The sequence below is a fragment of the Chryseobacterium sp. R2ACT005 genome, assembly GCF_049949215.1.
Taxonomy (GTDB): domain Bacteria; phylum Bacteroidota; class Bacteroidia; order Flavobacteriales; family Weeksellaceae; genus Chryseobacterium.
The window spans coordinates 4,170,027-4,187,222 of record NZ_CP188192.1; the positions used below are offsets into that span (position 1 = coordinate 4,170,027).

Here is a 17,196-nt window from a genome sequence, read left to right on the forward strand (position 1 = left end):
TGATTTTTGTAAAATTAAAATATAAAAATCATATTGAATATCAAATAATATAATCATGAAAAAAAGTCTTTTAGCACTAGGTGCTGTACTTACATTAACAGCTATTGGCTGCAAAAAAAATGAGAGTGGAAATAAAAGTGTTATCAAAACAGACAGCTCAACAACTGTAGTTACAGATAACAATGGAAAAATAGATTCGTTAACACAAAGTTCTTCTACAGTAGATGTAAACGGGCAGAAAATTGAAAAAACAGATTTTGTTTATAAAGCTACAGACGGAACATTAGTGAAAGTAGTATTCAAAAACGATCCGAAAGAAAGTACAGTAGCCATTACCAGCAACAAGAAAACATTTACATTACCTAAGACAGAAACCAAAGGTGGTGAAACAATTTACAAGAAAGATGATATGACAGCAAGGGTAAAAGGAGACAGCCTTCACCTTGAACAGGGTAATAATCTTATTGAATTGAAAAGAACAAAGATCTAAAATAGCAATGCCCCTCAATATAGAGGGACATTTTATTTTTATACATTTTATATCTTTTTGAGCTTCCGTTTTCATCAACAAGAATATGATTGCTCAAATTATTCTAAGTAAAGAAAATAAAAAAACCATCCGGAATCCGGATGGTTTTTTTTATATATCTGAATGAATATTATTCTTCAGTTTTTTCTTCAGTAGTATCAGCTTTAGCTTCTTCTACTTTTTCTTCTACTACAGGAGCATCAGCAACTACTGCTTCAGCTTTTTTTGTAGTAGCAGTTGATCTTCTGCTTCTTCTTGTAGCTTTTTTCTCTTCAGCATTAGGGTTGTAAAGCTCGTTGAAATCTACTAATTCGATAAGAGCCATATCAGCAGCATCACCTGGTCTGAAACCTGTCTTAATGATTCTTGTATAACCACCGTTTCTTTCAGCGATTTTAGGAGCTACAGTTCTGAATAATTCAGCAACCGCAAATTTATTTTGAAGATAAGAGAATACTATTCTTCTGTTGTGTGTAGTATCTTCTTTTGCTTTTGTTAATAGAGGCTCAACATATACTCTTAAAGCTTTAGCTTTAGCTACAGTAGTGTTGATTCTTTTATGCTCAATTAGAGAACAAGCCATATTAGAAAGTAAAGCACTTCTGTGAGAAGCTGTTCTTCCTAAGTGATTGAATTTTTTACCGTGTCTCATTATTAATTATTTATCAGCGTCTAACTTATATTTTGCAACGTCGAAACCGAAGTTAAGACCTTTTGAATGCACTAATTCTTCTAGTTCTGTCAAAGATTTTTTACCAAAATTTCTGAATTTCATCAAATCAGACTTACTGTAAGAAACTAATTCTCCAAGAGTTTCTACTTCAGCTGCTTTTAGACAGTTAAGGGCTCTTACAGAAAGATCCATATCTGCTAATTTAGACTTAAGAAGTTGTCTTGTGTGAAGTGTTTCTTCATCGTACTGGATAGACGCTTTTACAGCTTCAGTTTCAAGCGTGATTCTCTCATCAGAGAATAGCATGAAGTGATAAATTAATATCTTAGAAGCTTCTGTTAAAGCATTTTGAGGGCTGATAGACCCATCAGTTTCTATATCTAATACAAGTTTTTCGTAGTCTGTTTTTTGCTCTACACGATAATTTTCAATGCTATATTGTACTTTCTTGATCGGCGTAAAAATAGAGTCGATAGCAATAGTTCCTACAGGAGCATTGTTTGACTTATTTTGTTCAGAAGGCACATACCCTCTGCCTTTTTCAATATTGAAAGTAATTTCGAAAGTTACATCACTGTTTAGGTTGCAAATCACTAAATCTGGGTTTAAAACCTCAAATCCATTGACAGACTTTCCTAAATCACCAGCAGTAATAACCGTCTGACCTGAAACTTTAGCAACAACCTGCTCGTTAGCCTGGCCTTCTGCTGCAGCTTTTAATCTTACCTGCTTAAGGTTAAGAATAATTTCGGTAACATCTTCGATTACTCCTGGAATAGTTGAAAATTCGTGCTCTACACCTTCTATTTTGATAGATGAAATAGCGTATCCTTCCAGAGAAGAAAGCAACACTCTTCTCAAAGCATTACCGATTGTAAGCCCGAAACCTGGTTCTAAAGGTCTGAATTCGAATTGACCTTTAAATTCATCAGAGTTAAGTAAAATTACTTTATCGGGTTTTATGAATTGTAAAATTGCCATATTATTGGGTTGAGCAAAAATTTGATTAAAAAATTATTTAGAGTAAAGTTCCACGATAAGGTTCTCCTTAATGTCCTCCGGAATCTGGATTCTTTCAGGAGCAGAAATGAAAGTACCTTCTTTCTTCTCATCGTTGAATTGTAACCACTCATAGTTTGACTTAGAAGCCAATGCATTGGTAACAACCTCAAGAGACTTAGACTTTTCTCTTACAGTGATTACATCACCAGCTTTTACCAAGTAAGAAGGGATATTAAGAATTTCTCCGTTCACAGTGATGTGTCTGTGAGAAACTAATTGTCTTGCACCAGATCTAGTTTTAGCAAAACCTAATCTGTACACTACGTTATCCAATCTTGATTCACAAAGTTGTAATAGAACTTCCCCTGTTACTCCTTTGCTTCTGTGTGCTTTTTCAAATAAGTTAGCAAACTGTCTTTCTAAAATACCGTAAGTATATTTAGCTTTTTGTTTTTCAGCTAACTGAACTGCATATTCTGATTTTTTAGCACCTCTTCTTTTGTTAGGACCGTGTTGTCCTGGCGGTTGGTTTTTTCTTTTTTCGAAGTTTTTATCATCTCCGTAGATTGCAGCACCAAACTTTCTAGCAATCTTAGTTTTAGGTCCAATATATCTTGCCATAATGGGTAAATTCTAAAAATTAAACTCTTCTTCTTTTTGGTGGTCTACATCCATTGTGCGGCATTGGAGTCACATCAATGATTTCGCTAACTTCAATTCCTGAATTGTGAATAGATCTGATTGCAGATTCTCTACCTGCACCTGGACCTTTCACAAACACCTTTACTCTTCTTAATCCAGCTTCATGAGCTACAGCAGAGCAATTTTCAGCTGCCATTTGAGCAGCAAAAGGAGTGTTCTTTTTAGAACCTCTGAATCCCATTTTACCGGCAGATGCCCAAGAGATAACCTCTCCACTTTTATTTGTTAAAGAAATGATGATGTTATTGAAAGAAGCTTGAATATGTGCTTCACCAATAGCTTCAACTTTTACTTTTCTTTTTTTAACTACTTTACTTTGTTTTGCCATAATTCCTAACGATTATTTACTTGCCTTTTTCTTGTTAGCAACTGTTTTTCTCTTTCCTTTACGGGTTCTAGAGTTGTTTTTCGTTCTCTGGCCTCTTAAAGGTAATCCTAGTCTGTGACGTATTCCTCGTTGGCATCCTATGTCCATCAATCTCTTGATGTTCAATTGCACTTCAGATCTTAATTCTCCTTCAACTTTAACGTTTTCAGAGATATATGTTCTGATTGCAGCCAATTCATCGTCATTCCATTCGTTGACTTTCTTGTCTTCGCTGATACCGGCAGCTTTAAGGATTTCGGAAGAAGTATTTCTTCCTACTCCATAGATGTAAGTTAAACCGATAACACCTCTTTTGTTTTTTGGTAAATCAATACCTGCAATTCTCGCCATAATTTAATGTTAGCCTTGTCTTTGTTTAAATTTTGGGTTCTTCTTGTTGATTACGAATAGTACACCTTTTCTGCGTACGATTTTGCAATCAGCGCTTCTTTTTTTAATTGATGCTCTTACTTTCATTTTGATAGTATTTATTTTTTACAAATGCCAAATGGAAAGTGTATTCCATTTGGCTAATTGTTTTAATATCTAAATGTGATCCTCCCTTTTGTTAAATCGTAGGGAGACATTTCTAGTTTTACCTTATCACCAGGTAAAAGTTTAATATAGTGCATTCGCATTTTACCTGAAATATGAGCGATAAGAATATGCCCATTTTCAAGTTCTACACGGAACTGAGCGTTCGAAAGTGCTTCCGTTATAACGCCGTCTTGTTCAATATGTTTTTGTTTTGCCATAAATTAATATCCAGTCGTTCTAGACAGTTTAGACTGCATTAAGCCATCATAATGATGATTCAGCAGATATGTATTAATCTGTTGAACAGTATCTAAAATTACACCTACCATAATTAATAGTGACGTTCCCCCGAAAAATAGGGCAAACGCATCTGTCTGAACAAAGCTTCCATGCACAATTGCCGGAAGGACTGCAAAGATAGATAAAAAAATTGCACCTGGCAAGGTAATTTTTGATAAAATATCATCTAAGTAATCTGCTGTCTCTTTCCCTGGTCTTACTTTCGGTACTAAACCTCCATTTCTCTTCAAATCATCAGCCATTTGGTTCACCGGAATTGTAATTGCAGTATAGAAAAACGAGAAGATAATAATTAATAGCGCAAACAATACATTGTACTGCCAGCTAAAAACATTCTTGAAACCTGCAAGAAAAGTGTTGGACTCATCGAATTTTGTTAATAATCCTGGTACGAACATCAATGCCTGAGCAAAGATAATCGGCATTACACCAGCAGCATTTACTTTCAACGGAATCCATTGTCTTGCGCCCTGCATAAGATTTTTGTTTACACCTCCTCTTGCTTGAGCTCTGCTTACATACTGAATTGGAATTTTTCTAACAGCCACAGATAAAATCACGGCTAAAAGAACAACTACCATCCAGAATAATACTTCAATAAGGATCATGATAGATCCCATTCCTCCTTTTCCGTTCTGCACGGCCATCTCCTGTACGAATGCTTCAGGTAATCTTGAAAGGATTCCCACCATAATAAGGATGGAAATACCATTTCCGATTCCTTTGTCGGTAATCTTTTCACCTAACCACATTGCGAATACTGAACCAGCAACCAAGATAACAATACTTGGCAACCAGAACATGATAGAATTTGGCTCTACAAAATATGCAGATTGGAACTGAGCATACGGTAAGAATAATTGAGTAATAGAAGTTAAATAAGAAGGTGCCTGTACCAGACAAACTCCAATTGTTAACCATCTTGTAATTTGGTTCAATGTATTTCTACCTGACTCTCCATCTTTCTGAAGCTTCTGAAGATAAGGAATAGCCATTCCCATCAACTGAACAATAATAGAAGCAGAAATATAAGGCATGATACCCAACGCCATTACGGAAGCGTGGCTGAAAGCTCCCCCCGTAAACGACGAAAGCAAGCCAAGGAGACCTGCTCCTTGCTTGTTACCGCCTTGATTTTTATAATGCTCTAAGAGATCTCCCACCTCTGCAAGGTTAATTGCAGGAAGTGAGATATAAGATGCGAATCTATACACAAGGATAATACCTAACGTAAAGAGAATTTTATCTCTTAACTCCTTTAGGCTCCATATATTTTTAAGTGTTTGTATAAATTCTTTCATTAGTAAGTATTATAAGGTAATTGCTTTTCCACCTGCTTTAGCAATAAGCTCTTCAGCAGACTTAGTGAATTTGTCAGCAGAGATTGAAACCGCAGATTTCAATTCTCCTCTACCCATAATTTTCACTAATTCGTTTTTAGAAACTATCCCGTTTTCTACTAAAACTTCTTTCGTGATATCTCCAGTGATGGATTTGTTCTCGATTAAAGTTTGAATAGTATCAAGGTTAATTCCTCTAAACTCTTTTCTATTTACGTTTTTGAATCCGAATTTAGGTAGTCTTCTTTGTAAAGGCATCTGTCCACCTTCGAAACCGATTTTCTGAGAATAACCAGCTCTAGCTTTCTGACCTTTGTGTCCTTTTGTTGAAGTACCTCCTTTTCCACTACCTTGACCTCTACCAATTCTTTTTGAGTTGAAAGTAGATCCTGCAGCAGGTTGTATATTGTTTAAATTCATTTTAATTCTCTTTTATAAAATTATTTTTGAACTTCAAGTAAGTGGCTTACTGCAGCTACCATTCCTAAGATAGAAGGAGTAGCTTCATGTTCTACAACTTGGTGAAGTTTTTTTAATCCTAATGCTTCAAGCGTTCTCTTTTGGGTTTTTGTTCTACCAATAGCGCTTCTTACTTGCTTTACTTTAATTGTTGCCATTGTTTTAATATTAACCGTTAAACACTTTACTTAGAGAAATTCCTCTCATTCTTGCGATCTCTTCAGGTCTTCTGATATCCAATAACGCTTTGAAAGTAGCTTTCACCACGTTGTGAGGGTTAGAAGATCCTTTAGATTTTGAAAGGATATCGTGAATACCAGCAGATTCCAATACCGCTCTTACTGCACCACCGGCAATAAGTCCTGTACCGTGAGAAGCAGGTCTTAAGAAGATATCTGCACCACCGTATCTAGCAGTAGTTTGGTGAGGAATAGTATGGTTCATTACAGGAACTTTCACAAGATTTTTCTTAGCATCTTCAACTGCTTTAGCAATTGCAGAAGCAACCTCTTTAGATTTTCCTAAACCAAAACCGATAATACCTTCTTCATTACCTACTACAACAATAGCAGAAAATCCGAAAGCTCTACCCCCTTTAGTTACTTTTGTTACTCTGTTAACAGCTACGAGACGATCTTTTAATTCTAATCCTCCCGGTTTTACTCTTTCTATATTATCTAGTCCTAACATATTTTCCGAAATTTAATGATTAGAATTTAAGTCCACCTTCTCTCGCACCATCAGCTAGAGCTTTTACTCTACCGTGATATACGAAACCGTTTCTGTCAAATACAATACTTTCGATTCCTGCAGCGATCGCTTTAGCAGCGATAGCTTTACCAACAGCAGCAGAAATTTCAGTCTTAGTACCTTTAGCGTCTACACCTTTTTCTCTAGAAGAAGCTGATGCTAAAGTTTTACCATTTTTATCGTCGATTAACTGAGCGTAAATTTCCTTATTACTTTTATATACAGATAATCTTGGCAATTCAGAAGATCCAGAGATTTTCCCTCTTACTCTTCTTTTGATTCTTATTCTTTTTTCTAATTTACTTAATGCCATAATACTTATAATTTATTAAGCAGATTTACCAGCTTTACGTCTAACAATTTCTCCTACGAATCTTACACCTTTTCCTTTGTATGGCTCAGGCTTTCTGAAAGAACGGATCTTTGCAGTAACCATTCCTAGAAGTTGTTTGTCGTGAGACGCTAAAGTAATAATTGGGTTTTTACCTTTTTCAGTCAATGTATCAACTTTTACTTCACTTGGAAGTTCTAATACGATACCGTGAGAGAATCCTAAAGCTAACTCAAGTTTTTGACCTGCGTGAGAAGCTCTGTATCCTACCCCTACTAGTTCTAGTTTCTTTTCGAAACCTTCTGATACACCTACAATCATGTTGGCGATCAACGCTCTGTATAAACCGTGAAGCGCTTTGTGTTGTTTAGAATCAGATGGTCTGTTTACATTAAGCTCACCATCTTTTTGTTCTAAAGTAATTCCTGCCGTAAGCTCCTGAGAAAGTTCTCCTTTTGCTCCTTTTACAGTTACTACACCGTTGTTTTCAGTGACTGTAACTCCAGCTGGAATTGTTATAATTGCTTTACCAATTCTTGACATTTTCCTCTGATTAAAAATTAATAAACATAGCAGATTACTTCACCGCCTACTTTCTCTTCTCTAGCTTTCTTGTCAGTCATTACTCCTTTAGAAGTAGAGATGATAGAAATACCCAAACCGTTTAGTACTCTTGGAAGTTCAGTAGAACCTTTGTACTGTCTCAAACCTGGTCTTGAAGCTCTTTGAATAGACTTAATAGCAGGTTTGTTAGTTTGCTTATCGTACTTTAAAGCGATTTTGATCACTCCTTGAACAGCGTTATCTTCAAACTTGAAGTTTAAGATATACCCTTGATCAAATAGGATCTTAGTAATCTCCTTTTTGATTTTCGATGCAGGAATTTCCACCACTTTGTGGCCTGCGCTTTGTGCGTTCCTTACTCTTGTTAGGAAATCTGAAATTGGATCTGTTACCATTTTTCTTTTATAAATTATTGGTTAAAGACAATCAGTATTGAAAAGACTTGAAGAGAAAAATATCAGACTTCAGAGAACTTCGGTCTGATATTATTGTTCTTTAGTATCCTGACAACTTAATTGTCCCGATTTTTAATTAGTAATTATTACCAACTAGCTTTTCTTACACCTGGGATAAGACCGTTGTTTGCCATTTCTCTGAAAGTTACTCTGGAAATACCAAACGTTCTCATGTACCCTCTTGGTCTACCTGTTAGTTTACATCTGTTGTGCAATCTTACAGGAGAAGCATTTTTAGGCAATTTTTGAAGTCCTTCGTAATCACCAGCTTCTTTAAGAGCTTGTCTTTTAGCAGCGTATTTAGCAACTAGTGCTTCTCTTTTGCGCTCACGCGCTTTCATTGATTCTTTAGCCATTTCTTAGTTCTTTTTAAATGGTAAACCGAAGTGAGTTAATAATGCTTTAGCTTCTTTATCTGTTTTCGCAGTAGTTACGAAAGTGATGTCCATCCCTTGGATTTTTTTCACTTTGTCAATTACGATTTCAGGGAAGATAATTTGCTCAGTAATACCTAAGTTGTAGTTACCTCTACCATCGAACCCGTCTGCTTTGATACCAGAGAAATCTCTGATACGTGGTAAAGCAGAAGCAGTAAGTCTGTCTAAGAACTCATACATTCTGTGAGCTCTCAATGTTACTTTCGCTCCTACAGGCATTCCTTTTCTTAGTTTGAATGCAGCTTCATCTTTCTTAGAGATTGTACCTACAGCTTTCTGTCCTGTAATGTTTGTTAGTTCTTCTACAGCATAATCAATAATTTTCTTATCTGCAGTAGCATCTCCTAAACCTTGCGATATAACGATTTTCTCTAATCTAGGTACTTGCATGATAGACTTGTACCCAAATTCTTCCATCATTGCAGGAACAATTTGCTCTTTGTATATTTTTTTGGGTCTTGCTATAAATTCCATGTTAATTCAAATTATAAAGTTTCACCCGTTTTTTTGTTAACTCTCACTTTCTTATCTCCTTCGATTTTGTAACCGATTTTGATAGCTTTTCCGTCTTTACCAACTAAAGCTACGTTTGAGATATGAATAGAAGCTTCCTTTTCAGTAATTCCTCCTTGAGGATTTGAAGCTGAAGGCTTAACGTGTTTTTTAACGATGTTAAGTCCTGCAACGATTACTCTAGGGTCTTTTCCTTCTTTCTTAATCACTTCAATAACTTCACCAGTCTTACCTTTGATATCTTTCTTACCAGTAGTAATGATTACGTTATCTCCTCTTTTTATTTTTAACTTTGACATTTCTTTTAAAAATTTTTAAAATTAAAGTACTTCAGGAGCTAATGAAATGATTTTCATATATTCTTTGTCTCTCAACTCACGAGCAACTGGTCCGAAAACACGCGTTCCTCTCATTTCTCCCGCTGCGTTTAGTAATACACAAGCATTGTCGTCGAATTTGATGTATGAACCATCTTTTCTTCTTACTGCTTTTTTAGTTCTTACTACTACAGCTTTAGATACCTGACCTTTTTTAGCATTTCCTGATGGTGTAGAATCCTTGATAGTAACAACGATTTTATCACCAACTGAAGCATATCTTCTTCTGGTTCCTCCCAGAACTCTAATAACTAGTACTTCTTTAGCACCTGTGTTATCAGCAACTTTTAATCTTGATTCTGTTTGTAACATTATTACTTAGCTTTTTCAATGATTCTTACTAATCTCCATCTCTTGCTCTTGCTCATAGGTCTAGTTTCTTGGATCAAAACTGTATCACCTTCTGTGCATTCGTTGTTCTCGTCGTGTGCAGTATATTTTTTCGTTTTCAAAACGAATTTACCGTACATCGGGTGCTTTACTCTTGTAGTTTCACTAACAACAATAGTTTTTTCCATTTTATTGCTGGAAACCACTCCGATTCTTTCTTTTCTTAAATTTCTATCCATTGTAAAATGAAATTATTGTTTGTTAGTTAACTCAGTGTTTAGTCTTGCGATTGTTTTTCTCAAATCTCTGATTTGAATCGGGTTTTCAATTGGGCTGATGGCATGAGCTAATTTCAATTTAGAATATTGAGCTTTTGCTTCAGTTAATTGAGCTTGAATATCACCCGCGCTTAAATTTTTAATATCAGCATTTTTCATTGTATTCAAAGATTATAGAGGTTTAACAAAATCGTTAGCAACGATGAATCTAGTAACTACTGGTAATTTTTGTGCAGCAAGCCTTAAAGCTTCCTTAGCGATTTCGTAAGGTACCCCTCCGATTTCGAACATAATTTTACCTGGTTTTACTACAGCTACCCAATATTCAACAGCACCCTTACCTTTACCCATACGTACTTCCGCTGGTTTCTTAGTAATTGGCTTATCTGGGAAGATTTTGATCCATAGTTGACCTTCTCTCTTCATATATCTTGTCGCAGCAATACGAGCTGCTTCAATCTGTCTTGCAGTGATCCAAGCTCCTTCCGTTGCTTTGATCCCAAAAGTTCCGTAAGCAAGTTGACTACCTCTCTGGGCATTCCCCTTCATCTTCATCTTGTGAACTCTACGGAATTTGGTTCTTTTTGGTTGTAACATAATTTCTAAATTTTAGATTTTAGATTTTAGATTTTAGATTTTTTTTAATTTTAAAAAAGTAACGGTAATTTAAAATTCAAAATTTCTAATCTAAAATTTTAATTATTATTGTTATTGTTGTTGTTTTTTCTAGGTCTTCTGTTGTCTCTGTCTCCACCTCTGTTTCCTCTGTCTGACTGACCTCCTTTTTTCTGTTGTCCCACTAATGGAGAAAGTTCTCTTTTACCGTAAACTTCACCTTTCATGATCCAAACTTTTACACCTAGTCTACCGTAAGTAGTGTGAGCTTCTGCCCAGTGGTAATCAATATCAGCTCTGAAAGTTGACAATGGAATTCTTCCGTCTTTGAAAGATTCTGATCTTGCCATTTCAGCTCCGTTCAATCTACCAGAGATTTGAACTTTGATACCTTCAGCACCCATTCTCATAGTACTTGCCATTGCCATTTTAACAGCTCTTCTGTAAGAAATTCTGTTTTCAATTTGCTTAGAAATACTATCAGCAACTAATACAGCATCTAATTCAGGTCTTTTGATTTCGAAAATGTTGATTTGAATATCCTTACCAGTAAGTTTCTTCAATTCTTCTTTCAATTTATCAACTTCCTGACCTCCTTTACCGATGATAAGTCCCGGTCTAGCAGTAGTAATTGTAACTGTTACTAATTTTAGTGTTCTTTCAATATAAATTTTTGAAATACCACCTTTAGATAATCTAGCCTCAAGGTATCTTCTGATTTTGTAGTCTTCAGCGATTCTGTCTCCATAATCTTTTCCACCAAACCAGTTAGAATCCCAACCTCTGATGATACCTAATCTATTACCAATTGGATTTGTCTTCTGTCCCATACCTTGATTAATTTTCTTTTTTACCTAAGATTAATGTAATGTGGTTTGATCTTTTTCTGATTCTATACCCTCTACCTTGTGGAGCTGGTCTTAGTCTCTTCAATTGTCTTGCACTGTCTACAAAAATTTCTTTAACGATAAGATTAGCTTCTTCAATATCAGCACCTTCGTTTTTAGTTTGCCAGTTAGCCATTGCAGAAAGCAATACTTTTTCTAACTTGTTAGATGCGTCTTTTTTAGAATATTTTAGAATGTATAAAGCTTTGTCTACCTGTTCTCCTCTAATGATATCAGCTACTAATCTCATTTTTCTTGGAGAAGATGGGCAATCATTGTGTATTGCTTTTACTACATCTTGGTTTGTCAATTTACGTGCTAATGCACTTTCTCTTTTTCTTGATCCCATGATTATCTGCTTCCTTTGTTTTTGTTACCACCATGACCTCTGAAAGATCTTGTTGGAGAAAATTCGCCTAGCTTGTGACCAACCATGTTTTCTGTAACATAAACAGGAATAAAAGATTTCCCGTTGTGTACTGCAATAGTTTGTCCTACGAAGTCTGGAGAGATCATTGATGCTCTAGACCAAGTTTTGATAACTGTCTTCTTACCAGACTCTATATTTGTCTGAACCTTCTTATCTAAAGTATGATGAATGAATGGTCCTTTTTTAAGTGATCTTGCCATAATTATTTACGTTTAGATATGATATGACGGTTAGACGCTTTATTTTTCTTTCTGGTTTTGTACCCTTTAGCAGGCATACCGTTTCTAGATCTTGGGTGACCTCCTGAAGAACGTCCTTCACCACCTCCCATTGGGTGATCTACAGGGTTCATTACAACAGCTCTTGTTCTAGGTCTTCTACCTAACCATCTGCTTCTACCAGCCTTACCTGATACAGTTAATTGGTGATCTGAGTTGGAAACTGAACCAATCATTGCCATACATTCAGTAAGGATCATTCTTGATTCTCCTGAAGGCAACTTGATGATTGCATATTTACCATCTCTAGAAGTTAATTGAGCTGAAGAACCAGCACTTCTTGCTAAAATAGCACCTTGTCCAGGTTTCATTTCAACACAAGAGATTACAGTACCCAATGGAATGTTTTTCAATTTCATTGCGTTACCTACGTTTGGTTCAACGCTTTCTCCTGATACTACCTTCTGATCAACTTTGATACCGTTTGGAGCGATGATATATCTCTTCTCCCCATCAGCATACTCTAATAAAGCGATAAATGCAGTTCTGTTTGGATCATACTCTACAGTTTTTACAGTTGCTTCAACGTTTGCTTTGTTTCTTTTGAAGTCAATAATTCTGTATTTCTTTTTGTGTCCACCTCCGGTGTAACGCATGGTCATTTTACCAGTTTGGTTACGTCCACCTGACTTACTAATACCAACTGTTAGAGATTTCTCTGGTTTGTTGGTAGTAATTTCTTCAAAATTGTTTACAATTCTGAATCTCTGTCCCGGGGTGATAGGTTTTAATTTTCTAACAGACATTACTATTATTTATAATTAATAATTAATTTACAGCAAAAATATCGATAACCTCACCTTCAGCAAGTTTGATTACCGCTTTTTTCAATTTGTTTGTCTTTCCTACTTGAAGACCTTTTTTAGTGTACTTTGAAGAAACCTTCGGAGCATAAATCATTGTGTTAACGTCTGCTACTTTTACACCGTAAGCTGCTTCAACAGCTTTTTTAATCTGGATTTTATTCGCCTTAGGTTCAACTAAGAAAGAATAAGAACCTCTTAAATCTGTAAGGTAATTAGCCTTTTCTGAAATAACTGGTTTAATAATAATAGACATGACTTATTTCTTTAAATTTTCCTGGAATTTTTCAACTGCACCTTCGAAGAAAATAATCTCACCTGCATTTACTAAATCGTAAGAACTGATCTCGTTGAAGTTCATTACTTTAGTTTTAGGCAAGTTTCTTGAAGATAAATACACATTCTTGTTAGCTTCAGGAAGAACGAATAAAGATTTTTTACCGTTAAGTTCCAATGCATTTAATACATTGATGAAATCTTTAGTCTTAGGAGCACCAAAGCTCAAATCTTCTAAAACTTTAATGCTGTTGTCTCTCATTTTCTGAGATAAAACAGATTTCTTAGCTAATCTCTTAAGAGCTTTGTTCAATTTGAATCTGTAGTCTCTTGGCTTAGGTCCGAATACTCTACCTCCACCTCTGAAAGTTGGAGATTTAATATCACCATATCTAGCAGATCCTGATCCTTTTTGCTTCTTAAGCTTTTTAGTAGAAGCAGTAATTTCGCTTCTTTCTTTTGCTTTATGAGTTCCTTGTCTTTGTGCAGCAAGGTACTGTTTAACTTCTAAGTAAACCGCGTGCTGATTTGGCTCAATTCCGAATACTGTTTCGTCTAGAGTTACTTTTCTTCCGGTCTCTTTTCCTGATGTATTTAATACTACTAGTTCCATTTTCTGATAATTACATAAGAATTTTTAGCTCCCGGAACAGCACCTTTTACTACTAAAAGATTTTGTTCTTGATCAACTTTTAACACTTGAAGGTTTTGAACAGTTACCTGCTCACCTCCCATTCTTCCAGCCATTCTCATCCCTTTGAATACTCTTGAAGGGTCTGAACCAGCACCGATAGAACCTGGAGCTCTAAGTCTGTTGTGCTGACCATGAGTTGCCTGCATTACACCTCCAAATCCGTGTCTTTTAACAACACCCTGGAAGCCTTTACCTTTTGAAGTTCCTGTTACGTCAACATATTCACCTTCTGTGAATAGATCAACTTTTACTTCTTCTCCTACTTTTACTTCATCAACGAATTCTCTGTAGAATTCTACTAATTTAGCTTTAGGAGCAGAACCAGCCTTTTTAAAATGGCCAGCTAACGCTTTACCAACGTTCTTCTCACTCTTGTCATCGAAACCTAATTGAACAGCTTTATAACCGTCTTTTTCTATGGTTCTGACCTGTAAAACCGAGCATGGACCAGCCTGAATAACCGTACAAGGAATGTTTTTTCCTTCTTCGTTAAACAAAGACGTCATACCGATTTTTTTACCAATAATACCTGACATTGTTTATATTATAATAAAATTTATCCTTTATTTATCCCCATTTTTTGGAAGTCTGAAGTAATTTCTACTTTTGATATAGGCATACTACGCTCCTAAAATGAGTGTGCAAATTTATGAATAATTTTATAACTGACAAATATTTCGAGTAAAATATTTTGATTTTTAATCGATTAGGTAATTTTGAAAAAAATTAGAACAACTTTCTCAAAGATTTATTTTGATTAAAAAAAAAAGAAATTAAAATGAAGACCTTATTGAGCAACAACTGTCACCCCAACTTCTTCCAGCCCAGCCCTGTCTTCCGCGGAAATACCATTATCAGTAATCAGATAATCCACCTGATCCAAAGCGGCAATCTTACCAAATCCTTTCTTATTCAGTTTGGAAGAATCCGCAAGAATTACAGTTTGATCTGCGCACTCCATCATAATCTGGTTCAGATGGGCTTCTGCAGCATTGGAAGTACTGATTCCGAATTCCGGATCAATACCATCAACTCCAAGAAAGAGTTTATTACATGAAAACTGTTTAAGAATGCCTTCGGAAATAGAACCCACTATAGAAGTAGAGCTTTTTCGTACTTCACCCCCCAGCTGTATAATATTAATATTAGGATTATTGCAAAGTTCAATTGCCACTCTCAAAGAAGATGTGAGTACCGTAAGCGGACCAAAATTCATCAGCATCCTGGCAAGATAATGCATGGTTGTTCCGGATGCTAAAATAATACAGTCGTTTTCCTGAATCAACAACAAAGCCGCTCTTGCAATAGCCTGCTTCGCCTCTACATTGATACTTTCTTTCTCTACAACATTTTTTTCATAAGCATACCTCATCTGCTTACTTGCCCCTCCATGATTTCTGAAAAGAAGCCCCAGACTTTCGAGATAGTTCAAATCCTTTCGGATCGTAACTGAAGAAACATTGAGTTTTTCACACAGATCCTGAACAAGAACATGTCCTTTTTCATCAAGCTCTTTCAATATTTCATCGTGTCTTGGTATTAGCTTTTCCATTTTATTCGTTTCATCAAAAATACCGTTTTTTTTTCACTTTTTAAAATTTCGTTTATTTTCTTTTTGCTTTCATTTTTAATTTATATATTTGAAAACGAAACATAAACGAAACATTTATGAAACGAAACGAAGAACTAAGTAAGTTAACCAATGTAAAAGAATGGGACTTTATTGTCATAGGAGGAGGAGCCAGTGGTTTAGGTTCAGCATTAGACGCAGTAAGCAGGGGATTCAAAACTTTATTGATTGAATCTCATGATTTTGCAAAAGCAACATCCAGCAGAAGTACCAAATTGGTACACGGCGGAGTAAGATATCTTGCCCAGGGAGATGTCGGATTGGTAAAAGAAGCATTAAAGGAAAGAGGACTTTTAGCAAAAAATGCAGCACATATCGTAAAAAATCAGTCTTTCATTATTCCAAATTACACATGGTGGGGAGGAATATACTATAAAATAGGACTGTCCATTTATGATTTCCTTGCCGGAAAACTGAGTTTGGGTAAAACGAAATACATAAGTAAATCAAAAACCGTTGAAAAGCTTCCAACTATTGAACAAAAGCACTTGATGAGTGGGGTTGTTTACCAGGACGGACAATTTGACGATGCCAGACTTGCGATTAACCTTACCCAAACCATCATTGAAAAAGGCGGAAGTGCAGTCAATTATGTAAAAGTTATTAATCTTCTAAAAGATGCTTCCGATAAAGTAATTGGTGTCGTTGCAGAAGACCAGTTTTCTAAGCAGCAATATCAGATTCATGGTAAGGTGGTCATCAACGCAACTGGTGTCTTTACGAATGACATCCTTAATATGAACAATCCTAAGCATGGTAAACTTGTAGTACCAAGCCAGGGAATTCACCTTGTATTAGATAAGTCCTTCCTGAAAAGTGATGATGCGATCATGATTCCTAAAACTTCAGACGGCAGGGTTTTATTTGTCGTTCCATGGCATGACAGAGCCTTAGTAGGAACTACAGACACTCTTTTAAAAGATGAAAGCTTTGAACCCCGCGCACTGGAAGAAGAAATTAGCTTTGTTTTAAATACTGCCAGACAATATTTAGCTAAAAAACCGACTCGTGAAGACGTAAAATCAGTTTTCGCCGGACTTCGTCCTCTTGCCGCTCCTAAAGACGGAAGCAAAAGCACAAAAGAAGTTTCCCGAAGCCATAAAGTTATTACTTCAGAAACAGGATTGGTTTCTATCATCGGAGGAAAATGGACTACCTACCGTAAAATGGCAGAAGATACCGTAGATGAAGCAATGAAAGTTCACAAGTTGGGAAATAGCCCATCTAAAACCGAACATCTTTCCATCCATGGAAATGTGAAACCAGAACAGGTAGACAGAACGAATCACCTGTACGTTTACGGATCTGATATTCCTTCTATAAAAGCACTGCAGGAAAGCAATCCCCGATATGCTCAAAAGATTCACCCAGATCATCCTTTTACTGTCGCAGAAATCGTATGGGCTGTAAGAACGGAGATGGCAGAAACTATTGAGGACATCCTGGCAAGAAGAGTTCGTTTACTGTTCCTTGACGCAAGAGCCGCTATAGACAGTGCTCATAACATAGCAAGAATTATTGCTGAGGAAAAAGGATATTCTGAAGAATGGGCCCAGCAGCAGGAAAATGAATTTATTGAATTAGCAAGAGGGTATTTATTAACACCTTATTCACCTAAAGTTATCAACCTAAATTAGCA

The 17,196-nt window shown here is 35.9% G+C and carries 31 protein-coding genes; 2 read left to right on the forward strand and 29 right to left on the reverse strand.

Translation table 11 applies throughout. From position 1 onward, the window contains the following. Positions 1 to 55 precede the first annotated feature (55 nt). Entirely contained in the window at positions 56 to 490 is a 435-nt protein-coding gene (locus ACPF63_RS19140) for a hypothetical protein (protein WP_077413600.1), read from the forward strand. A 169-nt stretch (positions 491 to 659) separates the two neighbouring features. On the opposite strand, the gene rplQ is transcribed toward ACPF63_RS19140, so the two are convergent. The 29 genes from rplQ to ACPF63_RS19285 form a co-directional block, all read right to left on the reverse strand. Beyond that, complete coding sequence (gene rplQ, locus ACPF63_RS19145) at positions 660 to 1,181, reverse strand: 50S ribosomal protein L17 (RefSeq protein WP_077413599.1); 522 nt, start codon at positions 1,179 to 1,181, stop codon at positions 660 to 662. A gap of 6 nt (positions 1,182 to 1,187) precedes the next feature. Then, complete coding sequence (locus ACPF63_RS19150) at positions 1,188 to 2,183, reverse strand: DNA-directed RNA polymerase subunit alpha (RefSeq protein ID WP_105702141.1); 996 nt, start codon at positions 2,181 to 2,183, stop codon at positions 1,188 to 1,190. 33 nt (positions 2,184 to 2,216) lie between these two features. Further along, entirely contained in the window at positions 2,217 to 2,825 is a 609-nt protein-coding gene (gene rpsD, locus ACPF63_RS19155) for a 30S ribosomal protein S4 (RefSeq protein ID WP_047096812.1), read from the reverse strand. A 19-nt stretch (positions 2,826 to 2,844) separates the two neighbouring features. After that, positions 2,845 to 3,234, reverse strand: coding sequence for a 30S ribosomal protein S11 (gene rpsK, locus ACPF63_RS19160; RefSeq protein ID WP_047376581.1), 390 nt, complete (start codon positions 3,232 to 3,234; stop codon positions 2,845 to 2,847). Positions 3,235 to 3,246: 12 nt separating this feature from the next. Continuing rightward, positions 3,247 to 3,624 carry a 30S ribosomal protein S13 gene (gene rpsM / locus ACPF63_RS19165; RefSeq protein ID WP_034738759.1) on the reverse strand — a complete coding sequence of 126 codons (378 nt, stop codon included), beginning with the start codon at positions 3,622 to 3,624 and terminating at the stop codon, positions 3,247 to 3,249. Positions 3,625 to 3,633: 9 nt separating this feature from the next. Continuing rightward, complete coding sequence (rpmJ, locus tag ACPF63_RS19170) at positions 3,634 to 3,750, reverse strand: 50S ribosomal protein L36 (protein WP_007839480.1); 117 nt, start codon at positions 3,748 to 3,750, stop codon at positions 3,634 to 3,636. 62 nt (positions 3,751 to 3,812) lie between these two features. After that, complete coding sequence (gene infA / locus ACPF63_RS19175; protein ID WP_034684855.1) at positions 3,813 to 4,028, reverse strand: translation initiation factor IF-1; 216 nt, start codon at positions 4,026 to 4,028, stop codon at positions 3,813 to 3,815. A gap of 3 nt (positions 4,029 to 4,031) precedes the next feature. After that, positions 4,032 to 5,411: a preprotein translocase subunit SecY gene (secY, locus tag ACPF63_RS19180; RefSeq protein ID WP_047376580.1), complete on the reverse strand. Its 1,380-nt coding sequence runs from the start codon at positions 5,409 to 5,411 to the stop codon at positions 4,032 to 4,034. A 9-nt stretch (positions 5,412 to 5,420) separates the two neighbouring features. Then, positions 5,421 to 5,870: a 50S ribosomal protein L15 gene (rplO, locus tag ACPF63_RS19185; RefSeq protein WP_077413598.1), complete on the reverse strand. Its 450-nt coding sequence runs from the start codon at positions 5,868 to 5,870 to the stop codon at positions 5,421 to 5,423. 20 nt (positions 5,871 to 5,890) lie between these two features. Next, positions 5,891 to 6,067 (reverse strand): 50S ribosomal protein L30, encoded by a 177-nt coding sequence (gene rpmD, locus ACPF63_RS19190; protein ID WP_047376578.1) that lies wholly within the window; start codon positions 6,065 to 6,067, stop codon positions 5,891 to 5,893. A gap of 10 nt (positions 6,068 to 6,077) precedes the next feature. Beyond that, positions 6,078 to 6,599 (reverse strand): 30S ribosomal protein S5, encoded by a 522-nt coding sequence (gene rpsE, locus ACPF63_RS19195; protein WP_047376577.1) that lies wholly within the window; start codon positions 6,597 to 6,599, stop codon positions 6,078 to 6,080. A 19-nt stretch (positions 6,600 to 6,618) separates the two neighbouring features. Continuing rightward, positions 6,619 to 6,972 carry a 50S ribosomal protein L18 gene (rplR, locus tag ACPF63_RS19200; protein WP_077413597.1) on the reverse strand — a complete coding sequence of 118 codons (354 nt, stop codon included), beginning with the start codon at positions 6,970 to 6,972 and terminating at the stop codon, positions 6,619 to 6,621. A 15-nt stretch (positions 6,973 to 6,987) separates the two neighbouring features. After that, a complete protein-coding gene (gene rplF / locus ACPF63_RS19205; protein WP_219072111.1) occupies positions 6,988 to 7,533 on the reverse strand; it encodes a 50S ribosomal protein L6 in 546 nt (181 codons plus the stop codon). Positions 7,534 to 7,550: 17 nt separating this feature from the next. Further along, a complete protein-coding gene (gene rpsH, locus ACPF63_RS19210) occupies positions 7,551 to 7,949 on the reverse strand; it encodes a 30S ribosomal protein S8 (protein ID WP_047376575.1) in 399 nt (132 codons plus the stop codon). A gap of 146 nt (positions 7,950 to 8,095) precedes the next feature. Beyond that, a complete protein-coding gene (rpsN, locus tag ACPF63_RS19215; protein WP_002983233.1) occupies positions 8,096 to 8,365 on the reverse strand; it encodes a 30S ribosomal protein S14 in 270 nt (89 codons plus the stop codon). A 3-nt stretch (positions 8,366 to 8,368) separates the two neighbouring features. Beyond that, on the reverse strand, positions 8,369 to 8,920 hold the full coding sequence (gene rplE, locus ACPF63_RS19220; protein WP_047380587.1) for a 50S ribosomal protein L5: 552 nt from the start codon (positions 8,918 to 8,920) through the stop codon (positions 8,369 to 8,371). A gap of 11 nt (positions 8,921 to 8,931) precedes the next feature. Beyond that, positions 8,932 to 9,258: a 50S ribosomal protein L24 gene (gene rplX, locus ACPF63_RS19225; RefSeq protein ID WP_047376572.1), complete on the reverse strand. Its 327-nt coding sequence runs from the start codon at positions 9,256 to 9,258 to the stop codon at positions 8,932 to 8,934. Positions 9,259 to 9,279: 21 nt separating this feature from the next. After that, positions 9,280 to 9,648: a 50S ribosomal protein L14 gene (rplN, locus tag ACPF63_RS19230; RefSeq protein WP_002983226.1), complete on the reverse strand. Its 369-nt coding sequence runs from the start codon at positions 9,646 to 9,648 to the stop codon at positions 9,280 to 9,282. Positions 9,649 to 9,650: 2 nt separating this feature from the next. Then, the gene (rpsQ, locus tag ACPF63_RS19235) at positions 9,651 to 9,905 is read right to left on the reverse strand and encodes a 30S ribosomal protein S17 (RefSeq protein ID WP_027387210.1); all 255 of its coding nucleotides are present in this window, start codon (positions 9,903 to 9,905) and stop codon (positions 9,651 to 9,653) included. Positions 9,906 to 9,917: 12 nt separating this feature from the next. Beyond that, on the reverse strand, positions 9,918 to 10,103 hold the full coding sequence (rpmC, locus tag ACPF63_RS19240; protein ID WP_034694678.1) for a 50S ribosomal protein L29: 186 nt from the start codon (positions 10,101 to 10,103) through the stop codon (positions 9,918 to 9,920). Positions 10,104 to 10,115: 12 nt separating this feature from the next. Then, entirely contained in the window at positions 10,116 to 10,541 is a 426-nt protein-coding gene (gene rplP, locus ACPF63_RS19245) for a 50S ribosomal protein L16 (RefSeq protein ID WP_077413596.1), read from the reverse strand. Between the two features lie 98 nt (positions 10,542 to 10,639). Further along, positions 10,640 to 11,389 carry a 30S ribosomal protein S3 gene (gene rpsC / locus ACPF63_RS19250; protein WP_077413595.1) on the reverse strand — a complete coding sequence of 250 codons (750 nt, stop codon included), beginning with the start codon at positions 11,387 to 11,389 and terminating at the stop codon, positions 10,640 to 10,642. A gap of 7 nt (positions 11,390 to 11,396) precedes the next feature. After that, a complete protein-coding gene (gene rplV, locus ACPF63_RS19255) occupies positions 11,397 to 11,795 on the reverse strand; it encodes a 50S ribosomal protein L22 (RefSeq protein ID WP_034694674.1) in 399 nt (132 codons plus the stop codon). Between the two features lie 2 nt (positions 11,796 to 11,797). Next, positions 11,798 to 12,076: a 30S ribosomal protein S19 gene (rpsS, locus tag ACPF63_RS19260; protein WP_034702850.1), complete on the reverse strand. Its 279-nt coding sequence runs from the start codon at positions 12,074 to 12,076 to the stop codon at positions 11,798 to 11,800. 2 nt (positions 12,077 to 12,078) lie between these two features. Further along, the gene (gene rplB / locus ACPF63_RS19265) at positions 12,079 to 12,900 is read right to left on the reverse strand and encodes a 50S ribosomal protein L2 (RefSeq protein ID WP_047380579.1); all 822 of its coding nucleotides are present in this window, start codon (positions 12,898 to 12,900) and stop codon (positions 12,079 to 12,081) included. Positions 12,901 to 12,922: 22 nt separating this feature from the next. Further along, entirely contained in the window at positions 12,923 to 13,213 is a 291-nt protein-coding gene (gene rplW / locus ACPF63_RS19270) for a 50S ribosomal protein L23 (RefSeq protein ID WP_047380577.1), read from the reverse strand. A 3-nt stretch (positions 13,214 to 13,216) separates the two neighbouring features. Continuing rightward, complete coding sequence (rplD, locus tag ACPF63_RS19275) at positions 13,217 to 13,846, reverse strand: 50S ribosomal protein L4 (RefSeq protein WP_045491156.1); 630 nt, start codon at positions 13,844 to 13,846, stop codon at positions 13,217 to 13,219. Next, entirely contained in the window at positions 13,837 to 14,463 is a 627-nt protein-coding gene (gene rplC / locus ACPF63_RS19280) for a 50S ribosomal protein L3 (protein ID WP_077413594.1), read from the reverse strand. The genes rplD and rplC overlap by 10 nt, the downstream gene beginning before the upstream one ends. Before the next feature lie 251 nt (positions 14,464 to 14,714). After that, the gene (locus tag ACPF63_RS19285; RefSeq protein ID WP_426480958.1) at positions 14,715 to 15,479 is read right to left on the reverse strand and encodes a DeoR/GlpR family DNA-binding transcription regulator; all 765 of its coding nucleotides are present in this window, start codon (positions 15,477 to 15,479) and stop codon (positions 14,715 to 14,717) included. A 116-nt stretch (positions 15,480 to 15,595) separates the two neighbouring features. Between ACPF63_RS19285 and ACPF63_RS19290 the strand changes: the two genes are divergently transcribed. Beyond that, positions 15,596 to 17,194, forward strand: a complete 1,599-nt coding sequence (locus tag ACPF63_RS19290; RefSeq protein ID WP_077413592.1) for a glycerol-3-phosphate dehydrogenase/oxidase — start codon at positions 15,596 to 15,598, stop codon at positions 17,192 to 17,194. Positions 17,195 to 17,196: the final 2 nt, after the last annotated feature.